General features: G+C 44.6%; 22 protein-coding genes and 2 tRNA genes. All 24 read right to left on the reverse strand.

Features of this window, described 5'->3' with window-relative positions; genetic code table 11:
* Positions 1–33 precede the first annotated feature (33 nt).
* Positions 34–2523 (reverse strand): stage II sporulation protein E, encoded by a 2490-nt coding sequence (gene spoIIE / locus KY305_RS18555; RefSeq protein WP_223063754.1) that lies wholly within the window; start codon positions 2521–2523, stop codon positions 34–36.
* Positions 2524–2732: 209 nt separating this feature from the next.
* Positions 2733–2804 (reverse strand) — tRNA-Glu (locus KY305_RS18560).
* A gap of 9 nt (positions 2805–2813) precedes the next feature.
* Positions 2814–2890, reverse strand: a tRNA-Met gene (locus tag KY305_RS18565).
* A 160-nt stretch (positions 2891–3050) separates the two neighbouring features.
* The gene (locus tag KY305_RS18570; protein ID WP_004264630.1) at positions 3051–3437 is read right to left on the reverse strand and encodes a S1 domain-containing RNA-binding protein; all 387 of its coding nucleotides are present in this window, start codon (positions 3435–3437) and stop codon (positions 3051–3053) included.
* An 80-nt stretch (positions 3438–3517) separates the two neighbouring features.
* The gene (divIC, locus tag KY305_RS18575) at positions 3518–3895 is read right to left on the reverse strand and encodes a cell division protein DivIC (RefSeq protein WP_223063755.1); all 378 of its coding nucleotides are present in this window, start codon (positions 3893–3895) and stop codon (positions 3518–3520) included.
* Between the two features lie 17 nt (positions 3896–3912).
* Positions 3913–4548, reverse strand: coding sequence for a spore cortex biosynthesis protein YabQ (yabQ, locus tag KY305_RS18580; RefSeq protein WP_223063756.1), 636 nt, complete (start codon positions 4546–4548; stop codon positions 3913–3915).
* Complete coding sequence (yabP, locus tag KY305_RS18585) at positions 4545–4847, reverse strand: sporulation protein YabP (RefSeq protein WP_004264638.1); 303 nt, start codon at positions 4845–4847, stop codon at positions 4545–4547. Before yabP ends, yabQ begins: the two co-directional genes overlap by 4 nt.
* Positions 4848–4925: 78 nt before the next feature.
* Positions 4926–5186, reverse strand: coding sequence for an RNA-binding S4 domain-containing protein (locus tag KY305_RS18590; protein ID WP_061521564.1), 261 nt, complete (start codon positions 5184–5186; stop codon positions 4926–4928).
* A 1-nt stretch (position 5187) separates the two neighbouring features.
* Positions 5188–6663 carry a bifunctional methyltransferase/pyrophosphohydrolase YabN gene (yabN, locus tag KY305_RS18595; RefSeq protein WP_223063757.1) on the reverse strand — a complete coding sequence of 492 codons (1476 nt, stop codon included), beginning with the start codon at positions 6661–6663 and terminating at the stop codon, positions 5188–5190.
* Positions 6653–8233, reverse strand: coding sequence for a putative polysaccharide biosynthesis protein (locus KY305_RS18600; RefSeq protein ID WP_223063758.1), 1581 nt, complete (start codon positions 8231–8233; stop codon positions 6653–6655). Before KY305_RS18600 ends, yabN begins: the two co-directional genes overlap by 11 nt.
* A gap of 162 nt (positions 8234–8395) precedes the next feature.
* Entirely contained in the window at positions 8396–8932 is a 537-nt protein-coding gene (spoVT, locus tag KY305_RS18605; protein ID WP_223063759.1) for a stage V sporulation protein T, read from the reverse strand.
* Between the two features lie 136 nt (positions 8933–9068).
* Entirely contained in the window at positions 9069–12602 is a 3534-nt protein-coding gene (gene mfd, locus KY305_RS18610; protein WP_223063760.1) for a transcription-repair coupling factor, read from the reverse strand.
* 70 nt (positions 12603–12672) lie between these two features.
* A complete protein-coding gene (gene fin / locus KY305_RS18615; RefSeq protein ID WP_214804059.1) occupies positions 12673–12903 on the reverse strand; it encodes an anti-sigma-F factor Fin in 231 nt (76 codons plus the stop codon).
* 60 nt (positions 12904–12963) lie between these two features.
* Positions 12964–13530, reverse strand: a complete 567-nt coding sequence (gene pth / locus KY305_RS18620; RefSeq protein WP_061521558.1) for an aminoacyl-tRNA hydrolase — start codon at positions 13528–13530, stop codon at positions 12964–12966.
* Positions 13531–13616: 86 nt separating this feature from the next.
* Positions 13617–14225 carry a 50S ribosomal protein L25/general stress protein Ctc gene (locus tag KY305_RS18625; RefSeq protein WP_223063761.1) on the reverse strand — a complete coding sequence of 203 codons (609 nt, stop codon included), beginning with the start codon at positions 14223–14225 and terminating at the stop codon, positions 13617–13619.
* Positions 14226–14309: 84 nt separating this feature from the next.
* Positions 14310–15263 carry a ribose-phosphate diphosphokinase gene (locus KY305_RS18630; RefSeq protein ID WP_061521556.1) on the reverse strand — a complete coding sequence of 318 codons (954 nt, stop codon included), beginning with the start codon at positions 15261–15263 and terminating at the stop codon, positions 14310–14312.
* Positions 15264–15284: 21 nt separating this feature from the next.
* Positions 15285–16655 carry a bifunctional UDP-N-acetylglucosamine diphosphorylase/glucosamine-1-phosphate N-acetyltransferase GlmU gene (glmU, locus tag KY305_RS18635; protein WP_223063762.1) on the reverse strand — a complete coding sequence of 457 codons (1371 nt, stop codon included), beginning with the start codon at positions 16653–16655 and terminating at the stop codon, positions 15285–15287.
* A gap of 190 nt (positions 16656–16845) precedes the next feature.
* On the reverse strand, positions 16846–17139 hold the full coding sequence (spoVG, locus tag KY305_RS18640) for a septation regulator SpoVG (protein ID WP_004264660.1): 294 nt from the start codon (positions 17137–17139) through the stop codon (positions 16846–16848).
* Between the two features lie 197 nt (positions 17140–17336).
* A complete protein-coding gene (gene ridA / locus KY305_RS18645) occupies positions 17337–17714 on the reverse strand; it encodes a 2-iminobutanoate/2-iminopropanoate deaminase (RefSeq protein WP_223063763.1) in 378 nt (125 codons plus the stop codon).
* Positions 17711–18568 carry a pur operon repressor gene (gene purR, locus KY305_RS18650; protein ID WP_223063764.1) on the reverse strand — a complete coding sequence of 286 codons (858 nt, stop codon included), beginning with the start codon at positions 18566–18568 and terminating at the stop codon, positions 17711–17713. The genes ridA and purR overlap by 4 nt, the downstream gene beginning before the upstream one ends.
* A 56-nt stretch (positions 18569–18624) precedes the next feature.
* Positions 18625–19494 (reverse strand): 4-(cytidine 5'-diphospho)-2-C-methyl-D-erythritol kinase, encoded by an 870-nt coding sequence (gene ispE / locus KY305_RS18655; RefSeq protein ID WP_223063777.1) that lies wholly within the window; start codon positions 19492–19494, stop codon positions 18625–18627.
* A 144-nt stretch (positions 19495–19638) separates the two neighbouring features.
* Positions 19639–19827, reverse strand: a complete 189-nt coding sequence (locus KY305_RS18660) for a small, acid-soluble spore protein, alpha/beta type (RefSeq protein ID WP_011996172.1) — start codon at positions 19825–19827, stop codon at positions 19639–19641.
* 163 nt (positions 19828–19990) lie between these two features.
* Entirely contained in the window at positions 19991–20251 is a 261-nt protein-coding gene (veg, locus tag KY305_RS18665) for a biofilm formation stimulator Veg (protein WP_024123616.1), read from the reverse strand.
* A gap of 212 nt (positions 20252–20463) precedes the next feature.
* A complete protein-coding gene (yabG, locus tag KY305_RS18670) occupies positions 20464–21336 on the reverse strand; it encodes a sporulation peptidase YabG (RefSeq protein WP_223063765.1) in 873 nt (290 codons plus the stop codon).
* Positions 21337–21349: the final 13 nt, after the last annotated feature.

The raw sequence follows: 21349 nt of genomic DNA on the forward strand, positions 1-21349 counted from the left end.
TTCGCCAGAAGGGAAATGATTTATACGAAGGGATTATGAAATCTCCTTTTTATTTTGGAAAACAGCCGGCACCGGAATGGATGCCCATTTCGGCGTATTGTGATCAATCCGAATGACCACGACTGTCATATCATCCTCGATTTGGCCCGCGCGCGTTCTGATGACTTCCTCCATCATTAAATCGGCGATTTCCTGCGGGTCCTCTGTTTTTAATCCTTTCATTTTCCGTTTCATCCATAGATCATGATTCTCGACATGCTTCGGTCCTTCGAAAATTCCGTCACTCATCATCACGAGCAGATCACCCGCTTTTAACTGTTCACTCACGACCTCCACATCAAACTCATTAATAATGCCTATCGGCAGATTGCTCGCCTGCACTTTAATGACCTGATCTCCCCGCTTAATAAAGCTTGGCATTGAGCCAACCTTCAGAAACTTACAGCTTGCATCCTGAAGGTCAATAATAGAGAGATCAAGAGTCGAGTAAATTTCGTCTGTCGTCCGCAAAGACAAAATACTGTTGATGGTTTTAATCGCTATCTTTTCATCTATACCTGATTCAAGGATCTTTTCGAGCAGTTTAATCGTCTCATTGCTCTCATAATGAGCCCTCGCTCCATTTCCCATGCCGTCGCTGATCGCGGCTGCGTACTTTCTCGCCCCCAGCTCCATCATGCTGTAACTGTCGCCGGAGACAAGGCCGCCGCCTTTTGCCGCATGGGCCGCGCCTGTCGACACCCGGTAGGACTTGGTCGAACCGAACGCGACATGACTGTAGCCATTCGGATGATTTGAGTGCTGTTCGCTTTTCACGAGAATCTGTTCCTCGAGAATATCAGACAGCATAGGGGCGATAATCTTCTCACTCTCGCCATGGCCCCCGCTGAACGGAATGGTCATTTCAATATCGATATTCCCCTGTTCCAAGCTGTATATCTCCACATGCTGTATCTCAATTCCGAAATGCTGGAGCGCCTCAATCATTTGCTCTTCCTGAATAAAATGCTGTTCCCTTTCCCGCTTTATTTCCCGAGAAAAGTCCGCCATTACCTCAGAAACGCCTAATAGCTGTTCTGCAACAAGCCTTCTGCTGTCCTGAACTTTTCTCTTCAGGGTCAGATGGGCATGATGATGGGCAAGCTCGTCCTCAATCAGCTCTTCAACTTGTCTCGATTTCGAACAATGCTGACTAAACTCCTTTTTCAGCCTGCGGTTCGATGTGTATTGTTTTTCCTCTGTTTCATGCATAACTTGTTTCATTAAATCATATGTTTTATCAAAGTTCTGAACCCAGCACTTGCTTTTTTTATAGCAAGATTGACAGGAATGCTCCGTAATTTTGCTTAAAAAGAGATCAATTTCTCCATCTTCAGCCTGTTCATCAGAAGACGTCTGATGAAATGTAGCGAAGCTCTCCGACAAGGCGTGGAACACATTGGAGAATTGATCCACTTTCTGGGCGGTGACATCTCTGATTTTTCTCGCGTACTGCTGCTGCTCCTGAATGTGCTCAGCAGTGCCCGGTATGTATCGCGCCACCTTTTTCGTGATGGACTGCGGCGTCATTAAAAACAGTGCAACAGCAATCAGAGATTCGTAGAGGGTGGTCATTAATCCGGCCGATCCTTCTCCATATAAAGAAATGAGCAGCGAACCGATCACCAATCCGACGGCTGCACCGGCTTTTTTGCCTTCCTTCAGCAGCCCGCCGAGAAGACCGGAAAACGCAAGCAGACTCATTTGATAAAGATTTCCGATATTGGCAAGCCCGAGGATCAGCCCCGTCACGACCCCTACGGTACAGCCGATACTTGCCCCTCCGACAAAAGAGAAACTCAGCACGACATAGCGGGCCAGGATATGTTCCGCCTGCATTCCTTGAAACGAGACACCTGCAAGCCCCGTCAGTACAGAGGCGATTAAGATCATGAAACAAATGATTTCTTCTATTTTTAAAGATTGTTTGACTTTTTTTATCGTAAAAATCGGAAGGCTTTGCAGAAAGATTAACGTCAAAATAAAGGCCAAGCCCGCTTCGACTACAGCCATCACGTAATCATAGGTTGTAAAGGCTCCGTTTTCTACATACACAAATCCGATTCTGGCAGCTGTCATAGAGAAAAACACAACGATCGGCAGCATTTTCACCCGATCCTGCATAATGAAGGTGCCGATTTTTGAAAAAAGAGAGAAGACGATCAAAGCTGTCAGGATCATTAAAGAATGTTTCGGCGAAATGGTCAGTGCGCCCGCCAGTAAAGCAAGACAAGCATAGAAAGCTTTATCTCTTCTGATCAAAAGCATCGCCCCGAAGAACGGCAGTGCAAAAGGAAGAACCTCAGATAATATGAAAGCCCGTCCGAGTAAAAAGCCGATCACGACATAAATGAAACCCTTATAGAAAAAAAGTGAATGCGCTTGATGGACTGTGAGCTTAGCCGCCTTTTCAAAAAACGATTGAAGTTTTTCCAAAGCTTGTCCGGCCATCGGCCCGTTCACTCTTCTTTCTGCTTTTTCCATTGCTCTCATCCCCCACCTGTTTTATTCGTTGCTAGTCATTATAAATGAAAGCACAGATAGGATTTTGTCAAAAGAAGGTAACGATTTCAAAGAACTCTTCGACGCTTTCTCCCTTGTTCCCCTTTCCTCTCTTATTTCCACCGACATTTCTCAAAAAGTTGTCTAAATATGAAAAAATCGGCTTCTATAACAGAAGCCGATTCGCTTGATGACCCGTACGGGATTCGAACCCGTGTTACCGCCGTGAAAGGGCGGTGTCTTAACCGCTTGACCAACGGGCCTAACAAATATGGTAGCGGCGGAGGGGATCGAACCCCCGACCTCACGGGTATGAACCGTACGCTCTAGCCAGCTGAGCTACACCGCCATATAGGTGCTTATAAGCACAAGTTATATAATACAAAGGTTTCTTAATTCCGTCAACAGAAAGTTTAAAGTTTTAATTTTCTGACTATTAAAAGAAGCATACAAAAAAAAGCACCCGCTGGGATAGACGGATGCCCCATGTATTTATAGAAAGCAGCAAGTTATCCTCTTCTTGCTCCGCGCCCTCCACGTTTTGATTCCGTGTTTCGTTTTAAAGATGATAAGCGGTCTTCGCTATCTTTAAGAAACTTGTTCATTTTCTGTTCAAAAGATTCTTTCGGACGGAAATCATTTCTAGGTCTGGCTTGCGGACGGTCTTTAGCTTTTTTAATTGATAAACCAATTTTCCCGTCTTTTTCAACGTTGATGACTTTCACTTCAACTTGATCGCCGACTTTTAAATGTTCGTTAATGTCTTTGACATAATTATCGGCTACCTCACTGATATGAACGAGACCGGTTGAGCCTCCAGGCAATTCAACAAACGCTCCGAAATTTGTAATACCTGTTATTTTCCCTTGCAACTTGCTGCCAACTTCAATCGACATAAAAAAAGTGCTCCTCCTTAGGCTTATAAAAAGATCGTTTGTTTAATTATACCTAAATAAAAATTTAAGTGTCAACAAGGCTACTTGCTCTTCTTCTCTACATTGAAGAGAATTTCACCTTTTCCTGACATAAACAAGTCTCTTCTGGCAAGCTCTGTGACGTAATCCTCATCCTTTAATTTGGTAATTTCATCTTTTAAATCTGCTTGTTTTGTATTCAAACCTTTGATTTCTTTTTCAAGCTGTGCTTTCTTTTCTTCGTTTGCGCTAAGGGAAGAGGTTTGTGACCACAGAGAACCCGCTAACACAATAGCCGTTAACAACACAAGGGCGCCGAATACAATCAACCGTCTGAAAAGCCCTTTTCGCCTTCTTTTCATGACCTGAGATTGCCGCTCTACCTGCTCTTTATAGTCATTTTGAATTTCAGTTATTGTTCGTTCTCTAGATAGATTCAAACCAGACGGTCCTCCTTTCACCTTTTCAAAATACGTATAATGGTCGATCTGATTGTTATGAATAGTTTCTTGCTCTGTTTTAAAAATCCTGCACCTTTTTGAAAATATCGTTTGAAAGTAAGACGCCACTTTTCAGGAAGAAGTTTCAATATTTGTTTTAACAGAAAATACAGCGGATACAGCAAGAACTTCATGATCTTATAAAGACATAATACGAAAAAAGCAATCATTCGGTAAGAGTATAAAGATATAAACACAACCAGTCCGATCACCAGCTTGAACAGCCCAACGACCGGACGAAACAGCACATGCTGAATGAGCTTTTTGACAAATTGATAAAGAGAAACCGCAAGATGAATGGTGAATTTCAGTATTTTTATATACATTCGTTTACAAAGGCTTTGGTACGTCGCAACGCCCAATAATACAGCTAAGAAAATGTATATCCGGAGTTCTCCCTCATTTACATTGAGCAGCACGTAGAAAAACAGCAGCCCTTGTACAATCCAAAAAAGAATATCGTGGATGAATAACAGCCATCTGGCTGTTTTGGCGCGAATGACAAAAAGCCTGTATGTATCAAGTGACGCTCCGAGCCAGGCGCCCATACCGGCCATTGCCAGCATCGTATAAAATTGTGTCGTCAGCGTCATTTAAACAACTTGCTAAAAAATCCTTTAGCTTTATCCCCTTGCTGCTCGTCTAGATATACAAGGTCAAACACCCTGCCTTTTATGGACACAATTCCCTTTTCCACATCAAGATTTTTCATTTGCAGATTCTCGCCTCTGACCGAAAGCATCCCCATAACCGTTTCCAGCAAAAACTCTTCGTTGTCAAAACTTTCTACATGCTTGACGCCCGAAATGTCTAAATGCTTTCTGCCTTTCATTGTCACGTCATGCTGTTCCGGAACAGAAGAAGAACCTTTTTGCTCATAATATGAATTCATCTATTCAGCCCCCATATCCTCGATACTTTTAGCATTATTACTGCATTGTATGAGGCTGGGGCTTGGTTTAGAACAAGCCTATTCGCCGAGTTTTTCTTCTTTGACGATCGTGTACATGCCTGCGGCTTCCTCTTTTTTCGTCGTTTCTTTCAGCTCGTTCACTTTTACAGTGACAAGCTTTTGGCCGAAACGGACCTTCAGTTCGTCTCCCGCTTTTACGTCAGAGCTGGCTTTCGCCTGATTTCCATTAATGGTGATTCTCCCCTGATCGGCAACTTCTTTCGCCAATGTGCGGCGTTTAATTAATCTGGATACTTTTAAAAATTTATCGAGTCTCATACTAGGATCTCCTCTCCGTTTCTTTTGCCTCATTCCACAGTTTGTCCATATCCTCAAGTGACATATCTGTCAGTTCCAGCCCCTTTGATGCGGCTGTGTTTTCAATATAAGCAAACCGCCTGCGGAATTTGTCGTTTGTCATCGCAAGCGCTTCTTCCGGTTCAATTTTATAGTATCGGCCGACATTGACCAATGCAAATAAAACATCACCGAATTCAGCTTTCAGGCTCAGTCCGTCCGAAATTTCATCGGAAGCCTCAGCAGAAAATTCCTTGATCTCTTCATTCACTTTGTCCCATATTTCTTGAACATGGTCCCAGTCAAATCCGACTTTGGCCGCCTTTTTCTGAAGCTTGGCGGCTTTTGAGAGAGCAGGCAGGGTTTTCGGTACGGAATCCAGCAATGACGCGGAAGTTGTTTGTTTTTCTGCCTTTTTGATTTCTTCCCAATTGGCGACGACATCATGTTCATCCCGAACCTTAACATCTTTAAACACGTGCGGGTGTCTTCTGACCATTTTCTCGCTGATGTCTCTGAGGACATCATCAATTGAAAAATATCCCTCGTCTTCTCCGATTTGGGCGTGCAGCATGACCTGAAGCAATACGTCCCCAAGTTCTTCTATGATATGATCCGTGTCTTCTTCGTCAATGGCCTCAAGCAGCTCGTAGCATTCCTCGATCATATATTGTTTTAAAGACTGATGTGTCTGCTTTTGATCCCACGGGCAGCCGTTCGGCCCGCGAAGCTCTCGGATAATTCTTCGGAATGCAGAGAATTCTTGGTAAAGGAGTTCCTCTTTTTTAATCGGCGGAACGTACACACTTGTTAAGTTATTTATGCCGACACTGCGGTCAAGCTCATATAAAGGAACCTTTCTTATATCCTCTTCCTTGCTTCCCGCTGCGGTCACGATCACCACTTCATAGTCATCCGGCAGCTTCTCCATCAGCGTCAGCTTCACATCTGAAGCGGTCATTTGGTCATAGACCTGACAAATAATCAGATGATGACGCAGCTCAAGCTCATCTGGACTCATCGCTGCCGCATCTGCAAATTGAAGCCCCTCAATCGGGTCAATACGCAACGCGTTAAATGTCGCATCCAGAAAGCTTTGTCCTCCGGCGGTGTGTACGGTTATCTGTTTTTCTTCTTGCCGTTCAAATAACAGCTGAACTGTTTTCTCCGCGACGAACGGATGCCCCGGGACTGCGTAGACGACATCTTCATGTTTCGCTTTTTCAAAAAGAATGTCCGTGATCTCTTCGTAAACGGCTTCGAATTGATCGTGTTTTTCATAAATCTCATCAAAGAAATGAATCTGGGCCGCGGTCTCTCGCTCTAATTCTTTTACTAAAGGGTGGTCTTTCGTTCTCAGATAAAGAGCCTCCGCCTGAGTCAGCAGCTTATGTACGCCAACTGTTAACTGGTCCATGTCTCCGGCGCCAAGACCGACGACTGTAATGTTACCTGCCATGTTTTTCTCTCCTCGTTTTCAATTTGCTTAATGTATTGCCAAAAGGAACGCTGCTCAGCTCTTCATCCGTAAAAATCTTCATTCTTATCATACAATAGATAAACAAAAGTCCCCCGATTGCTGATGCCGATAAGCTTTCACAGACCGCTCCGCCCCTGCTGACGGGAACAATACTCTGCCAGAGTTTCAAATAGACGATCAGTAAGACTATCATCAACAGACCGCACCACAGCAGCCGGGCGATGATGCCGCCTATTTTGGTCAGCCAGCCTTTTTTCCAAATCCGATGCAGATTGAGGCCCGCAACGGCGGCAAATGCCAGTACGGTCGCAAGCGCCGCTCCTGCAATACCCCAGCTTGGGACAAACAAAACATTCAGCAGCCATTTCAGCACTCCTCCTGCACAGACTGATACCGCAGGAAAAATAGTATGTCCCGCCCCTTGAAGAATAGCGGCGGCTGTCAGCGCGATTGATGCAAAAAAGATGGACAAGCTGAAAATTTGTAAGGCCGCCGTTCCCTCACTGTTCTGAAACAGCATAATATTAACCGGTTCTAGAATACAAAAGAGACCCGCTGAAGCGCCAATTCCCACTGCAAGGCAAAGCTTGACGGCCGATGTTGCTTTTTCTGTTATGATAAACGGTTTCTTTTCATTTACCGCTTTTGATATGGATGGAACCAAAGAAGCAGCGATGCTGACGGCAAACACGGTTCCCAGCTGAAGTAGCGGCTGTCCCCGGTCATAAATGCCTTTCAGCCGTTTCGCGTCGTGGCTCTCTGTGCCATCTGACAGCAGTGAATATAAGTTCAGAGCGTCAACAAGCTGAATCAAAAGCAATAATACACTGCTGACGCAAATGGTGATGGAATACAGCAGCAGCTTTTTTACAATGACGCCTGTTTCGATGTCGCCGCTGTCCCGTTTTGTGTTTTTTCTTTTGCCCCAGAAAATACCCAATACACATAGCGCTGCGAAGCCTCCGGCAATTGATCCTGAGGCTGCCCCCGCTCCCGCCGCGTACAATGAGTGGCCTTTTTTCAGCAGCCAGAAGGACAATCCGAGAAGCACCGCAACACGCAGCAGCTGTTCTGTAATCTGTGATAAGGCTGACGGCAGCATATCGTGCACACCTTGGAAATAGCCCCGCAAAAGCGCAGCAAACGGAAACAGCAAAAAAGCAAATGATGCAACGCGTATCAGCATCACAAGGCGGGCGTCACCCATAAAATCGGCTAACGGCGCCGCCCCCGCATACATCAATGCAAAAAGAATGATTCCCGCTGCCAAGACATACAGAGCAGAAATTTTCAGTATTTTTTGTTTATGATCGCTATAGTCATTCATTAATTTTGATATGATCACCGGAAAACCGGATGTTGAAAGCATGACTGCGATACCCAAAAACGGATATACCTGCTGATAAATGTAAAATCCGACGTCACCGACAATATTTTGAAAAGGGACTCTGTACACGGCGCTCAATATTTTTGTAACGATGCCCGCAATGACCAGTACAAAAGCACCCTGCCACGCCCATTGCCGTTTGGCGCCAACTGAATCGTTCATCCAAAAGCTCCTTCCAGCCGCAAAAAAATACGAACTATAAAAACGAGCTTATTATATCACAATCTAACGGCGGAACCGATTTTAGAACACATATGAAAAAGAACAGCACATGTTCCTGAGCTGTTCTTTCCCCGTTGCTTATTTCAATAATGGTAATAAGGCCTACTGTTCCATCTGTCTGGCCAAAAAACTGGCTGCCGTTTCAACCGCTTTATGCTCGACTTCGCCTAAGGCTTGTTCCTTTGAAAAAATCACTACCGCTCCAATGGGATCGCCATTTGCAACGATAGGAGCTATCGTATAGGAGCTCATGTCTTCATCAATGTCATTCACAAGCTGCGCCGATTTCACATCGCTCTCTAATACGGAGCTGCGCTGATCCATCGTTTTTTCCAGCAAGTCACTGATTGCTTTGTTCAGAAATTCTTTTTTCGAGCTGCCTGAGACGGCAATATATGCGTCGCGGTCGCAAATCAAAACGGAATGGCCGAGACTGTCATAAAGCGCGTCTGCATATTCCTTCGCAAAATCACCCAGCTCACTGATTGGAGAATACTTTTTCAGAATAACTTCTCCGTCGCGGTCAACAAATATCTCAAGCGGGTCTCCTTCCCTGATTCGCAATGTTCTCCGAATTTCTTTAGGGATGACGACCCGTCCCAGATCATCAATACGACGTACGATACCTGTAGCTTTCATCTCTCTGGTGCCTCTCTTTCATGTGATGATATTTAAGGGAAAGTACTAAAGCTTTCTACTTTATGTAGCTTCCGCCACTCGCTTGAAATTAGTATCCGTCACATCAAATGTAATATACACCAGAGAGTAACAATTTTTATGAAGATGCGATTGTTTGTTTTTTCACGTCTTGCAGGCCTTTCAGCATGCCGAGCACGGTATCCAGCCACTCTTCCGTTTTGCGGCCTTTTGTCTGCACTGAGATTTTCAGTTTTTTTCCTTCCATTCCCAGTCCGATTTGTCTGCCGTATTTATTGCCGAGCTCGAATAGTTTTTGTCCGTCAATTTCTGCACTGGCTTCTTCAGAAATAGTAAATCTGACTGCGTCTTTATCCTGCTTAATGAGTTCGACTCGTTCATACTTTCCGTACACCTTCATCTCAGCGACTGTAAACAGGAGTCCCACTTCTTTTGGATAGCTGCCGAACCGGTCGATCATTTCGTCTTGAAGCTCGTTTTTCTCCTCAATTGTCGCGACTGATCTAAAGCGCTTATACATATCGATCTTCTGTTTGCCGTCTTGGATATAGTTCTCGGGAATGTAAGCGTCAAGTTCGATGTCTATTTCCGTTTCGAACTGCTCGCTTCTCGGCATATCACCTTTTCGCTCTTCAATTGCTTCTTTCAGCATTTGGGAATACAAGTCAAATCCGACTGAATCGATAAAGCCGTGCTGCTGGGCGCCGAGAAGATTCCCCGCTCCCCTGATCGTCAAGTCGCGCATGGCAATTTTGAATCCTGAGCCAAGCTCCGTAAATTCTTTAATCGCTTGAAGCCGTTTTTCTGCCACTTCAGTAAGCACTTTGTCTCTACGGTACGTGAAATACGCATAAGCGACCCGATTGGAGCGTCCGACCCGTCCTCTGAGCTGATACAGCTGAGACAGTCCCATTTTATCGCCGTCAAACACAATCAATGTATTGACATTTGGAATATCTACGCCTGTCTCAATGATGGTCGTGCTGACCAAGACATCCGATTCCCCTTCGAGAAAATTAAGCATGACGCTCTCCAGTTCATTTTCGGACATTTTCCCATGGGCGTATGCCACCTTCGCATCAGGAACCAGCATAGAAATCTCATCAGCTTTCCGCTCGATATCATCGACACGGTTGTACAAGAAATAAACTTGCCCTCCGCGCGCCAGCTCCCTCTCAATCGCTTCTCTTACAAGCGCGCCGTTGTATTCAACCACATACGTCTGTACAGGAAAACGGTTTTCAGGCGGTGTCTCAATGACAGATAAGTCCCTTACCCCCAGCATGGACATATGGAGTGTGCGCGGGATAGGTGTTGCTGTAAGTGTTAGTACATCAACATTGGCTTTGATCTGTTTGATTTTTTCCTTATGTGTGACACCGAAGCGCTGTTCCTCATCAATAATGAGCAGACCGAGATCCTTGTAGACAACATCTTTCGATAAGAGCCTGTGGGTTCCGATGACGATATCAACCGTTCCGTTTTTCAGACCCTTGATTGTTTCATTCGCTTCTTTTCTCGTTCTGAATCTGCTTAAAAGGCCGATGTTGATCGGGTAGTCTTGAAATCTTTCCATAATGGTTTCGTAATGCTGCTGAGCCAGTATAGTTGTCGGCACGAGCAGTGCTACCTGCTTCCCGTCGGCAATTGCTTTAAATGCGGCACGGATGGCTACCTCTGTTTTCCCGTAACCGACGTCGCCGCAAAGCAAGCGATCCATCGGACGCTCTCTTTCCATATCCTTTTTGATCTCCTGAATGGAGCGAAGCTGATCTTCCGTTTCCTGATAAGGGAAAGCGGACTCGAACTGCCGCTGCATTTCGTGATCAGGCGAGAAAGCGTAGCCTTTGCTTGCTTCCCGTTCCGCATAAAGCTTAATCAAATCGTCGGCAATGTCCTGAACGGACGTTTCGACTTTTTTCTTCACCCGTTTCCATTCGCTTCCGCCCAGCTTATAGAGCTTCGGTTCTTTTCCTTCAGATCCGACATACTTCTGAACCTGGTCGATCTGTTCTACCGGCACATACAGCTTATCGCTGCCCTGGTAATGGATGTTCAGATAATCTTTATGAATGCCTTTAATTTCAAGCGTTTCAATACCTAAATACTTACCGATTCCATGGTTGATGTGGACGACGTAGTCTCCGACCTGCAGTTCAGAGTAGCTTTTGATCCGCTCTGCATTTGTCAGCTTCTGTTTTCTCGGTTTCTTTTTGATCCGGTTTTTGAACAGCTCTTCCTCTGTGATGACGGCAAGCTTCATCAGGGGCAGTTCAAAGCCTGATTGCAGTTCGCCCTCCATCACATAAACCTGTCCTTGGACAAGGGCTTTAGTGCTGTCCGTTTTAGCCGCTTCAATTTCATAATCAGCCAGCACGGAAGCCAATCTGTCCGTTCTGTCTTTATTTGCTCCTAAAAAGACGACAGTAAAGCCCGATTTCTTAAAGCGTTCCATTTCCCCGGCGAGCACGTTCATCTGCCCGTGGAAATTCTGCATCTGCCTGCTTGTCACATTCACGATATTCTGCGGGCTTGTATGCTGTACATGACGCAAAAATAACGAAAAGTATAACGTCGGGCGCCGTTTTTCGGACATCAGGTGCTGGAAGCTGAAGGATAAATTGATGTCATGCAGAATTTTCCCTTCCTCCAGCAGATTTGTCATGAACTCGGCCTCTTCTTTTTGCAGCTGCTCCTCCATCTCATGTATGCGGCTGACCTCGTCTAACACGATAAGCGTGTCTGACGGCGTATAATCTAGCAAACTAGCAGGCTTTTCGTAAAAATAAGAGAGATACTTGACCAGCTCTTGATCAGTCTGTCCTGTTGATAATCGCTCTTTATCATGAGAGATATTCATATGCAGCATCTCTTTTTGTTTGTCCTGCTTCAGCTTTTTGAGACTTTCGGCAAGCCCTTGATCCAATTTCTCCATCGCACGGGCTTTTTCTTCCGCTCTGATGATCAGTTCCTTGGCGGGACCGATTGTGACGGTTTTAAGCGTCTCAATTGATCGTTGGTCATCGGAGTTAAAGCTTCTGATGGAGTCAACCTCTGTATCAAACAATTCAATTCTCACCGGGTGCTCCGACGTCAGCGGATAAATGTCGATAATTCCGCCGCGAATACTGAATTCACCGGGTGCAGAAACCATATCGGATCGCTCATACCCCACCTGTACAAGGCGTGCAGAAAGCTGTTCCGGCTCTATATCATCTCCGAGGGTAATAACCAATTGACTGTTTTTCCAAAGCTCTTTTGGCGGAAGCATTCTTCTTACGGCAGCGACAGGCGCCACGACAATCGGCGCTTCCCCATTTGTTAATCTATTAATGACATCGAGCCGCTGAGCCCGCAATTCCGGACTCGCCACCGCGATTTCTGAAGAAATCAGTTCGTTAACGGGGTATAAAAAAACAGACTGGTCCCCGAGAAGCGCCGTCAGGTCTTCCGTCACTTTTTGGGCCTGATATAAATTATGGGTGATAAAAAAGATCGGCTTTTTCGTTTCCTGGGCCAGGGCGGAGGTAAAAACAGAACGTGCGGAACCTGACAGGCCTGCAAGCAGCTGTTCCTTCAGCCCCTCGTGTAAACCGTTAACAATGGAGTTAAAATCATCGCTTTCTTTTATAAAGGTTTGAATATTGTCCATATGGGCCCCTCCTCTCTGTTTTCTGCAAGAACAGAAAAACGCTTTGGTCTAGAATCTACACCAAAGCTTTTTATTGAATAAATGTATGGTGTTCATGATACTGCGGATTACGCTCCAGCGCCTCTTGGCAGTCTTCACAAATTGTAAGAACATGGACATCTCCATTGTCTTTATATGAAATCATATCGTTTCTTTCCTCATTTGTTAAGTGCTGAAATCCAAGTGACTGTGTCGGCACCATCGAATATTCCAGGCTTCCTACTTTATAACCGCAATGGCGGCAGAAATAATGCAAAGCCATACATTGGACCTCCTGATGTAAAAAATCATTTTTCCCTAGTATGGTCTCCCATTATGTATCTTATACATTTGCATTAAATTCGTTCATGACTTCTAAAAACGGTTTCGTTAAGGAAGCATCACAGGCTTTAACTGATTTCGAAATGGCTTCATTGATAAACGGCGCTTCTTCTTTCGAAAAGGCTCCTAACACGTAGTCAACCACTTTCATTCCATTGACGGGACGGCCGATTCCGATTCTGATGCGGTCAAATTCGGGGGTTCCGAGGTGCTGAATCAGGGACTTGATGCCGTTGTGGCCGCCTGCGCTCCCTTTCGTCCGCAGCCGGATTTTACCCGTTGGCAAATCGAGATCATCATAAATGACCTTCAAATCTTCATTCTCCGCTTCATAATAATCCATTAACGGCCGCAAACATTCCCCTGATAAATTCATATATGTAAGCGGTTTAACAAGTAGAACTTTTTTTCCGGAAACAAAGCCCGTTCCGTAAAGCCCGTTGAATTTCGTTTTGTTCAGTTCAATATTCCATTCCTTTGCAAGCTGGTCAATGGCCATAAAGCCGACATTATGCCTTGTGTTTTCATAGTTCTTTCCCGGATTTCCCAGACCGGCTATCACAAGCATCGCAAATCCTCCCTTAAAACATGGCTGTAATTCTTCTCATTCTAGCACAAAAGACGTAACCGCGGGCGGGTTACGTCTTAAAGCACTTATTGTTTTTCTCCTTCGGAATCATCCTCAGGCGCTGGTTCTGCATCCTCTTCGAAGGCTTCTTGCTTCGGAGGAAGGATGGATGCCACGACCTCTTCCGGTTCGTTCATGAACGTATAGCTGCCGTCAGCAGTTAGGTCCGCAATCGTCAAAACATCATTCATCTCAAGTCCCGAAATATCAATATTGATTGTCTGAGGGATGTCTTTCGGCTTAGCCTTAATCGAAAGTTCATGCAGCGGCTGCTGGATGATGCCTCCGTCTTTGACTCCTTTTGCCTCTCCCGTCAGCTGAATCGGCACTTCGGTCTCAAGTTCCTCACTCATATTTACGACTTGAAAATCGGCGTGCGTCAACTCGTTTTTGAGCGGGTCTATCTGAAGATCAGTTACCATGACTGATTGCTGATTTCCGTTGACATCAATTGTAATAATTGCGTTTTTTCCTTCGTCCCGCAATGTTTTACGCAATTCAATACTGTCTAAGGAGACAGGTGTATTCGTTGTTTCTTTACCGTATATAATCCCCGGAACATGTCCTGAATGACGGATTTTCTGAAGCGTCGAACGTTTAAAATCTGTTCTTTCGTTTGCTTTTAAAGTTGCCATATTCAGCACCATCCTATTTATCGTTTTATCGTCCTATTAGAACAATACCCACAATATCCAGGATTTAAACCTTAAAAGACCGGTTTAGCTAAATAAATAGCTTACAGATTGCTTCTCGTGAACGCGGATGATGGCTTCTGCCAACAGAGGTCCGACAGAAAGCTGCTTGAAGCGCTCGATTTTTTTCTCATCAGGAAGCTTAATGCTGTTCGTCACGACAAGCTCCTTGATTTTGGAGTTGTTGATCCGTTCAACGGCAGGGCCTGACAATACAGGATGCGTACAGCAAGCATAAACCTCAGCAGCTCCGTTTTCAACCAGTGCATTTGCGGCAAGTGTAATTGTGCCGGCCGTATCAATGATGTCATCAATCAGAATCGCTGTTTTTCCTTCTACGTTACCGACAATATTCATCACTTCAACCTCGTTCGGTCTAGGACGGCGTTTGTCAATAATCGCAATCGGCGCTTTCAGACGGTCCGCAAGCTTACGGGCGCGCGTCACACCGCCGTGGTCAGGAGAAACAATGACGATATCTTTAAGGTCTTTGCCTTCAAAGTAATGGCCTAAAATCGGAACACCCATTAAGTGGTCAATCGGAATATCAAAGAAACCTTGAATTTGCGGCGCGTGTAAATCAAGCGCGATCACACGTGTCGCACCCGCTGTTTCAAGCAGGTTTGCAAAAAGTTTTGCCGTGATCGGTTCACGTGATCTTGCTTTTCTGTCCTGACGTGCATAGCCGTAATATGGAATGACAATGTTAATCGTTTTTGCAGAAGCGCGTTTCAAAGCGTCAACCATGATTAACAGTTCCATAATGTGCTCATTGACCGGTGCACTTGTAGACTGAATGATATAGCAATCACAGCCGCGAATACTTTCTTCTATATTGATTTGGACCTCTCCGTCACTGAATCTTGTAACAGAGCACTTTCCTAATTGAACTCCTACATTATCCGCGATTTCTTTTGCAAGCTCTGGATTTGAATTCAAAGAAAAAATCTTTAAATTCTTATCTCCGTATTGGTTAGACATGGTAAACCTCCGATTTTAGGATTATTTTTTATGAATATTTTTCACATAATCTTCTTTGTTGACTTGTCTCGCTCTGGCGATAGCAAGCGCCTCGCCCGGTACATCTTCTGTTACGGTTGAGCCCGCAGCGACGTACGCGCCTTCTCCTACAGTAACAGGAGCAACCAAATTGGAGTTGCAGCCTATAAAAGCGCCGTCTTCAATTTTCGTTAAATACTTCTTCTTCCCATCATAATTGACCGTGATGGAGCCGCAGCCGAGATTTACATCCTCGCCTACTTCAGCGTCACCGACGTAGCTTAAATGGGACGCCTTGCTTCGGTCGCCGAATTGTGTTTTCTTGATTTCCACAAAGTTTCCGATCTTCACTTCATTACCAATTGCCGAATCAGGTCTGATGTGAGCAAAAGGTCCGATATTGACATCATTCCCAACTTTGCTTCGATTGACAACGGACTGTTTAATCAATGTGCGGCTGCCGATTGAGCTGTCCTCTACCTCAGTATGAGGGCCGATCACACATTCTTCACCGATTTCAACTTGTCCCTTCAAAACAGTTCCGGGATATATAACTGTATCTTGTCCGATGATGGCTTCAGCTGAGATGTAAGTATTCATCGGATCAATTAAAGTGACTCCGTTTTGCATATGCCGTTTGTTGATCCGCTCTTTCATATACATTTCAGCCTGAGAAAGAGCGACTCTATCATTCACTCCGAGCGTCTCTTGGAAGTTACCAGTCTGGTAAGCGGCAACAGTTTCGCCTTCGTTTTTCAGGATTTCGATGACATCCGGCAGATAATACTCACCTTGGGCGTTTTCATTCGAAACCTGCTCAATGACACGAAAAAGAGCCTCGTTATCAAAACAGTACGTTCCCGTGTTGATTTCTTTCACAAGACGTTCTTGCTCCGAAGCATCTTTATGCTCCACGATTTTTTGAACGACGCCGTTTTCATTGCGAATGATTCTGCCGTATCCGGCCGGGTCATCGGCAACGGCTGTCAAGACCGTGGCTTTTGCACCTTTTTTTGTATGTTCCTTCAGCATGGCTTCCATTGTCTCCGCCGTCAGAAGAGGAGTATCGCCGCAAATGACGATCGTGACGCCTTTTTCACCATGAAGAAATGATTTTGCCTGTTTTACAGCGTGAGCCGTTCCGAGCTGTTCTGCTTGGAGGGCATAATCGCTTTTGTGTCCGAGCTGCTTTTTCACATCTTCGGCGCCGTGTCCTACAATGGTGACAAGCTTCGCTAAAGATAATTTCAGAGCTTCGTCAGCAACGTGCTCTACCATAGGCTTTCCGCATACCGGATGAAGGACTTTGTAAAGTTTCGATTTCATTCTCGTTCCTTGTCCGGCAGCTAAAATGACTGCAAACCGCTTATCCATTTAATGGCCTCCAATATCCCTTTTATCCATAGAAAAATATATCCTAAATAGCTGTTGATTTCAAGGAGACATCATAAAGTGCAAGAATTTTCTATGTAATCGCTTTATATTTGAAAAATCAGATATAAAAAAGGACTGCCGGAAAAGGCCGTTTGTCAGCCTTTATCAGCAGTCCTGCATGTTGTTATTTTTAAGAAGCTCCAGCTTCTTCATATTCTAATGCTTCAGAATCACCCAAACGATGGTACTCATTTAAAACAGCATCCTGGATCTTGCCCCGCGTGCTGGAATTAATAGGATGAGCAATATCGCGGAATTCTCCATCAGGGGTGCGTTTACTCGGCATCGCAACGAAAAGACCATTGTTTCCATCAATCACACGAATATCATGTACGACAAATTCGTGATCCAGCGTGATGGATGCAATCGCTCTCATGCGACCATCGGTATTCACGCGGCGTAATCTTACGTCAGTAACTTCCACAGTAGTTCACCACCTTTTCCCTATATAAAAGCATTAGTCTAACAATTCCACGATTCTTTTTAAAATCCTGCATGTTTCGAAAAGTTTTTTTGAAAATATAGGATATACATACACAATTAGGTGATAAACGATGGTTGGAAATCATATACTGCATAAAAAAAGTGATTCCGGAACCCGGAACCACTTTCTAACAATAATTATTTCACTAACGCGATGACTTCGATTTCAACGAGAGCGTCTTTCGGCAGTCTTGCAACTTCCACACAAGACCTTGCCGGCTTATGTACATCAAAATATTGTCCGTACACTTCATTCACTTCCGCAAACTGCTCCATATCAGCAATAAATACCGTTGCTTTAACAACCGTCTCAAGAGAAGCGCCTGCTTCTTTCAAAACAGCCTTTAAATTGCTGAATACTTGATGCGTTTGCTCTTTGATATCACCGTTTACCATTTCTCCCTCCGCAGTGAGAGGAATTTGGCCTGAGCTGTAAAACATGTTATTTACGATCATTCCTTGTGAATATGGCCCGATTGCCGCCGGCGCGTATTTCGTGTGGATTGCTTTTGTCATTTTTCTGTCTCCCCATTCTTTAAATGCTGTTCTTTAAAAAATCGCAGAAAATTGCCGTTTTGAATCTCAATTGATTTGTCTTTCATGTTAATGGTTGAAAGAGTGAGCAGTGACATGTATTCGTCGACAAGCCGTTCGTCCACTCCCTCAGCTTCAACTAAGACGCCTATCCCCGCCACGTTCGCATTAAATTCATCGAGCAGGTTAATCATGCCGTTAATCGTGCCGCCGGCTTTCATAAAGTCATCGATGATTAATACATTTGAACCCGTTTTTAAACTTCTTTTCGCCAATGACATCGTCTGAATGCGGTTAGACGACCCTGACACATAATTGATGCTCACTGTAGAGCCTTCCGTCACTTTATTATCTTTTCGCACAATCACTACGGGTACATTAAGATAACTGGCCGCTGCGTAAGCAAGAGGGATACCTTTTGTCGCAACGGTCATCACCACATCAATATCCCGATCCGCAAAGACGGAAGCAAACAGCTTGCCTACATTCGACAGGACAGAAGGTTTGCCTAAGATATCCGTTAAATATACATAACCGCCCGGAAGGATACGCTCAGGATTCACTAATGACTGTCCCAGCTCCTGTATAAACTCTTCCGCTTCAGCCTGCTTAACTTTCGGGATGTATTTGACGCCTCCGGCAGCTCCCGGCACTGTAAGCAACGTCCCAATGCCTTGCTGTTCAAAGGTTTGTTTAATAATCGTTAAATCTTCACTGATTGATGACTTTGCTGATTGATACCGTTCTGAGAAAAACGTCAACGGTATTAATTCATGCGGATGGGTTAACAAATGATTTGTTAAGTCCACCAATCTGCCGCTGCGACGAAACTTCATGAACTTACCCCCAAAATCCGAATAATTTTAAAAATAATATAACTTAATATACGGATTTAATCAAGAGCATTCTGTTCGCCGATCATCCTCACTGCGTAAACCTGATCACAGAAACCTCTTAACCCGTTATAAATCCGCTGCACCTTTGATTCGTATTGAACCAATCCGAATACAGTCGGTCCGCTGCCGCTCATTAACACTGCATCAGCGCCGAAGCGTTTCATTTGATTTTTAATCATGGCGACCTCGGGATGCAGGTTGAGCGTAACAGACTCCAATACGTTTCCCAACTGGCCGCATACCTTTTGGTAGCTTTTTTCTTCAATTGCATCGATCATGGCCTGCACATCGGGATGACGAACCTGTTGTAAGTTTAACCGCCGGTAAACTTCAGCTGTCGATACACCGATCGTAGGCTTTGCCAGAACGACCCAGCAATGAGGCGGAGCGCTGATATGTTTAATCTTCTCTCCGCGTCCTGTTGCGAGGGCTGTGCCTCCATACACGCAAAAGGATACGTCTGAACCGATTTCAGCTCCGAGCTCCGCAAGCTCTTCGACAGAAAGCTTTAAATCCCAAAGCTTGTTCAGTCCTCTGAGTGTGGCCGCCGCATCGCTGCTTCCTCCGGCAAGTCCTGCCGCTACCGGAATCACCTTCGTGATCATAATGGAAACGCCCTTTTTGACTTTGTATCTTTCTTTAAGCAGTTTGGCTGCCTGATAAGCCAAATTTCTTTGATCATCGGGAACAAAGCGGTTGTGTGATGCAACCCTTATTGTGTTTTCAGGCAGCTCTGTCAGTTCAATCCGATCTGCCAAATCAATTGTCGTCATGATCATTTCCACTTCATGATAACCATCCGGGCGTTTGTTCGTAACATCGAGGGACAGATTGATTTTGGCCGGCGCTTTTTCTAAAATACGCATAGCTTTCACCTACTTCTCCATCTAAACATAAGTATGAACATTGTATCACATTTGGAGATCAGGAGGTACTTATCCGAAAATGACGCAATTCCCGGACAGCCATATATAAAAACCGGGGAACGGATCGTCCCCCGGGCCACTGCATTATCGGTTATTTTGGTTCTGAGCCGCCATCTGCTGTTCGGCAATTTCGATTGCGCGCTTTACCATATTACCGGCATCACGTGCCCGAATGCCTCCCCATCCTTCATTTTTTACCGTATCGTAAAAACCAAGATCTTTAGCCAGCTCATATTTGAACTCATCTGACATAACTCCACGACGTCTGCCCAAACGAAACAACCCCTTTATAGAAATTGGTTACCATTCGTGCACGCCACGATAAAACATGTGACATCTATAGCTTCCGTTTTAAACGGCAGAAACTTTCGAGGGAATAATTAGAAGAGCTGATTGAAGGCAAAACAAAAAGCAGTAAACAAAGGTTCACTGCCCATTAAAATGCTACTGAGCTTGCCGCATCATCATTGAATGTTAATTCAACAGTCTCAGTAAGAATATCAGCATAACTGTATGAAACTCTTTCAAACGAATTCTCGTCTTGATCTAGTTGTATCACAAAAACAGCAGGGTACGTCTCAGCTAAAATGCCCGAACGCTCAATCGTTTTTCGGCGGCCGCCGTTAGCTTTTAACGTAAGCCGTTTACCTAAATTCCCATCAAGCGATCTTTTTATGTCGGACAACGTCTTCGCCATTGCATCCACCTCACTACATTTATTGTACAACAAGAGCCCAATTTTGTCAAATAAAATTTAAATTATATCAACGTTAATAAGCTATTGTCAACAAAATTATTTTGACAAAATTCTATTGATTCCTACGTTATTTTTCACAAGTTCCGGTAATTTATGTATCAATATGTAAAATAATTAACCCGCATAGCGAAACATATGCGGGTTTTCTCTTGTTAATTTGATTTGTACGGCATACCGACCCTCAGCACGCCCTTCGTTTCAATCCCTCCCATTCCTTTTTCCCTTGTGAGTGTATTTCTCAGGACGTCCCACACATTGATCCGTTCCATAAACGGAGTAAAGCTTATTTTTGCGACAATATATACCGGATCAAGCGCATGGATATTCACGCGAGACGGTGAGCTTGCAAAATTCGCGCCCGCTCTGATCAAAGACTCGAAATGAGATTGGCAGGCGCCCGCAAAAATCACCAGCTGATCCAAATGAGGCACCTTTTTTCTCGCTTTATGAACGGTTTCGACAAATTGCTTTGAGTGTCTGTACGCATTTAAATCGTTAATACCGCCCTTATGCTTAGAATAAGCGTCGTGGCCCGTAATGACTAAAATATCAGGTCGGTATTTGTCGAGCAATTCATCAATCGATGCCGACATTTTTTTCTCGTGGCAATGAATTCCGTAGACCGGCACCCCGATCTTTTTATAAACATTCAGGCACTTTTTCAAATAAGCTTCATCGCCATCCAGATGCAATACCTTGCCCGGCATATGAAAGTAGTGCTCCTGATGCTGATATTGATTCGTCGCGTAATATTCCTGTTTTTCCCGAAGCAGCTTATAATCCTGGCGGAGCAGCTCGAGAGATTCATTCATCCTGCTTTCATCTTTCTGTTTTCTCATCGCCTGTTCGTCTTTTCTCACAGGCTCCAAATCAGAAAAATCAGCATCCGCAATCAATCTGACTTCGTCACCATGCAGGATGGCAATTGAATTTCCTTTGCTTGTTTGCTCTATGCCAATAATGCGAAATAAAACATCCATTCGATAGGATTTTCTGGCTACCATATCCCCTATTTGAAATTGCACGTTACCCACTCCA

Origin of the sequence: Bacillus sp. YC2 (genome assembly GCF_019891195.1) — a bacterium.
Lineage (GTDB): Bacteria > Bacillota > Bacilli > Bacillales > Bacillaceae > Bacillus.

Excerpts from the sequence above, each read along its gene's own strand:
- spoIIE (WP_223063754.1), bottom strand. The coding sequence starts at position 2,523 with ATGGAAAAAGCAGAAAGAAGAGTGAACGGGCCGATGGCCGGACAAGCT.
- KY305_RS18570 (WP_004264630.1), bottom strand. The coding sequence starts at position 3,437 with ATGTCGATTGAAGTTGGCAGCAAGTTGCAAGGGAAAATAACAGGTATT.
- yabQ (WP_223063756.1), bottom strand. The coding sequence starts at position 4,548 with ATGACGCTGACGACACAATTTTATACGATGCTGGCAATGGCCGGTATG.
- yabP (WP_004264638.1), bottom strand. The coding sequence starts at position 4,847 with ATGAATTCATATTATGAGCAAAAAGGTTCTTCTTCTGTTCCGGAACAG.
- KY305_RS18590 (WP_061521564.1), bottom strand. The coding sequence starts at position 5,186 with ATGAGACTCGATAAATTTTTAAAAGTATCCAGATTAATTAAACGCCGC.
- yabN (WP_223063757.1), bottom strand. The coding sequence starts at position 6,663 with ATGGCAGGTAACATTACAGTCGTCGGTCTTGGCGCCGGAGACATGGAC.
- KY305_RS18600 (WP_223063758.1), bottom strand. The coding sequence starts at position 8,233 with ATGAACGATTCAGTTGGCGCCAAACGGCAATGGGCGTGGCAGGGTGCT.
- spoVT (WP_223063759.1), bottom strand. The coding sequence starts at position 8,932 with ATGAAAGCTACAGGTATCGTACGTCGTATTGATGATCTGGGACGGGTC.
- mfd (WP_223063760.1), bottom strand. The coding sequence starts at position 12,602 with ATGGACAATATTCAAACCTTTATAAAAGAAAGCGATGATTTTAACTCC.
- fin (WP_214804059.1), bottom strand. The coding sequence starts at position 12,903 with ATGGCTTTGCATTATTTCTGCCGCCATTGCGGTTATAAAGTAGGAAGC.
- pth (WP_061521558.1), bottom strand. The coding sequence starts at position 13,530 with ATGCTTGTGATAGCCGGTCTGGGAAATCCGGGAAAGAACTATGAAAAC.
- KY305_RS18625 (WP_223063761.1), bottom strand. The coding sequence starts at position 14,225 with ATGGCAACTTTAAAAGCAAACGAAAGAACAGATTTTAAACGTTCGACG.
- KY305_RS18630 (WP_061521556.1), bottom strand. The coding sequence starts at position 15,263 with ATGTCTAACCAATACGGAGATAAGAATTTAAAGATTTTTTCTTTGAAT.
- glmU (WP_223063762.1), bottom strand. The coding sequence starts at position 16,655 with ATGGATAAGCGGTTTGCAGTCATTTTAGCTGCCGGACAAGGAACGAGA.
- ridA (WP_223063763.1), bottom strand. The coding sequence starts at position 17,714 with ATGACAAAAGCAATCCACACGAAATACGCGCCGGCGGCAATCGGGCCA.
- purR (WP_223063764.1), bottom strand. The coding sequence starts at position 18,568 with ATGAAGTTTCGTCGCAGCGGCAGATTGGTGGACTTAACAAATCATTTG.
- ispE (WP_223063777.1), bottom strand. The coding sequence starts at position 19,494 with ATGCGTATTTTAGAAAAAGCGCCGGCCAAAATCAATCTGTCCCTCGAT.
- veg (WP_024123616.1), bottom strand. The coding sequence starts at position 20,251 with ATGGCGAAGACGTTGTCCGACATAAAAAGATCGCTTGATGGGAATTTA.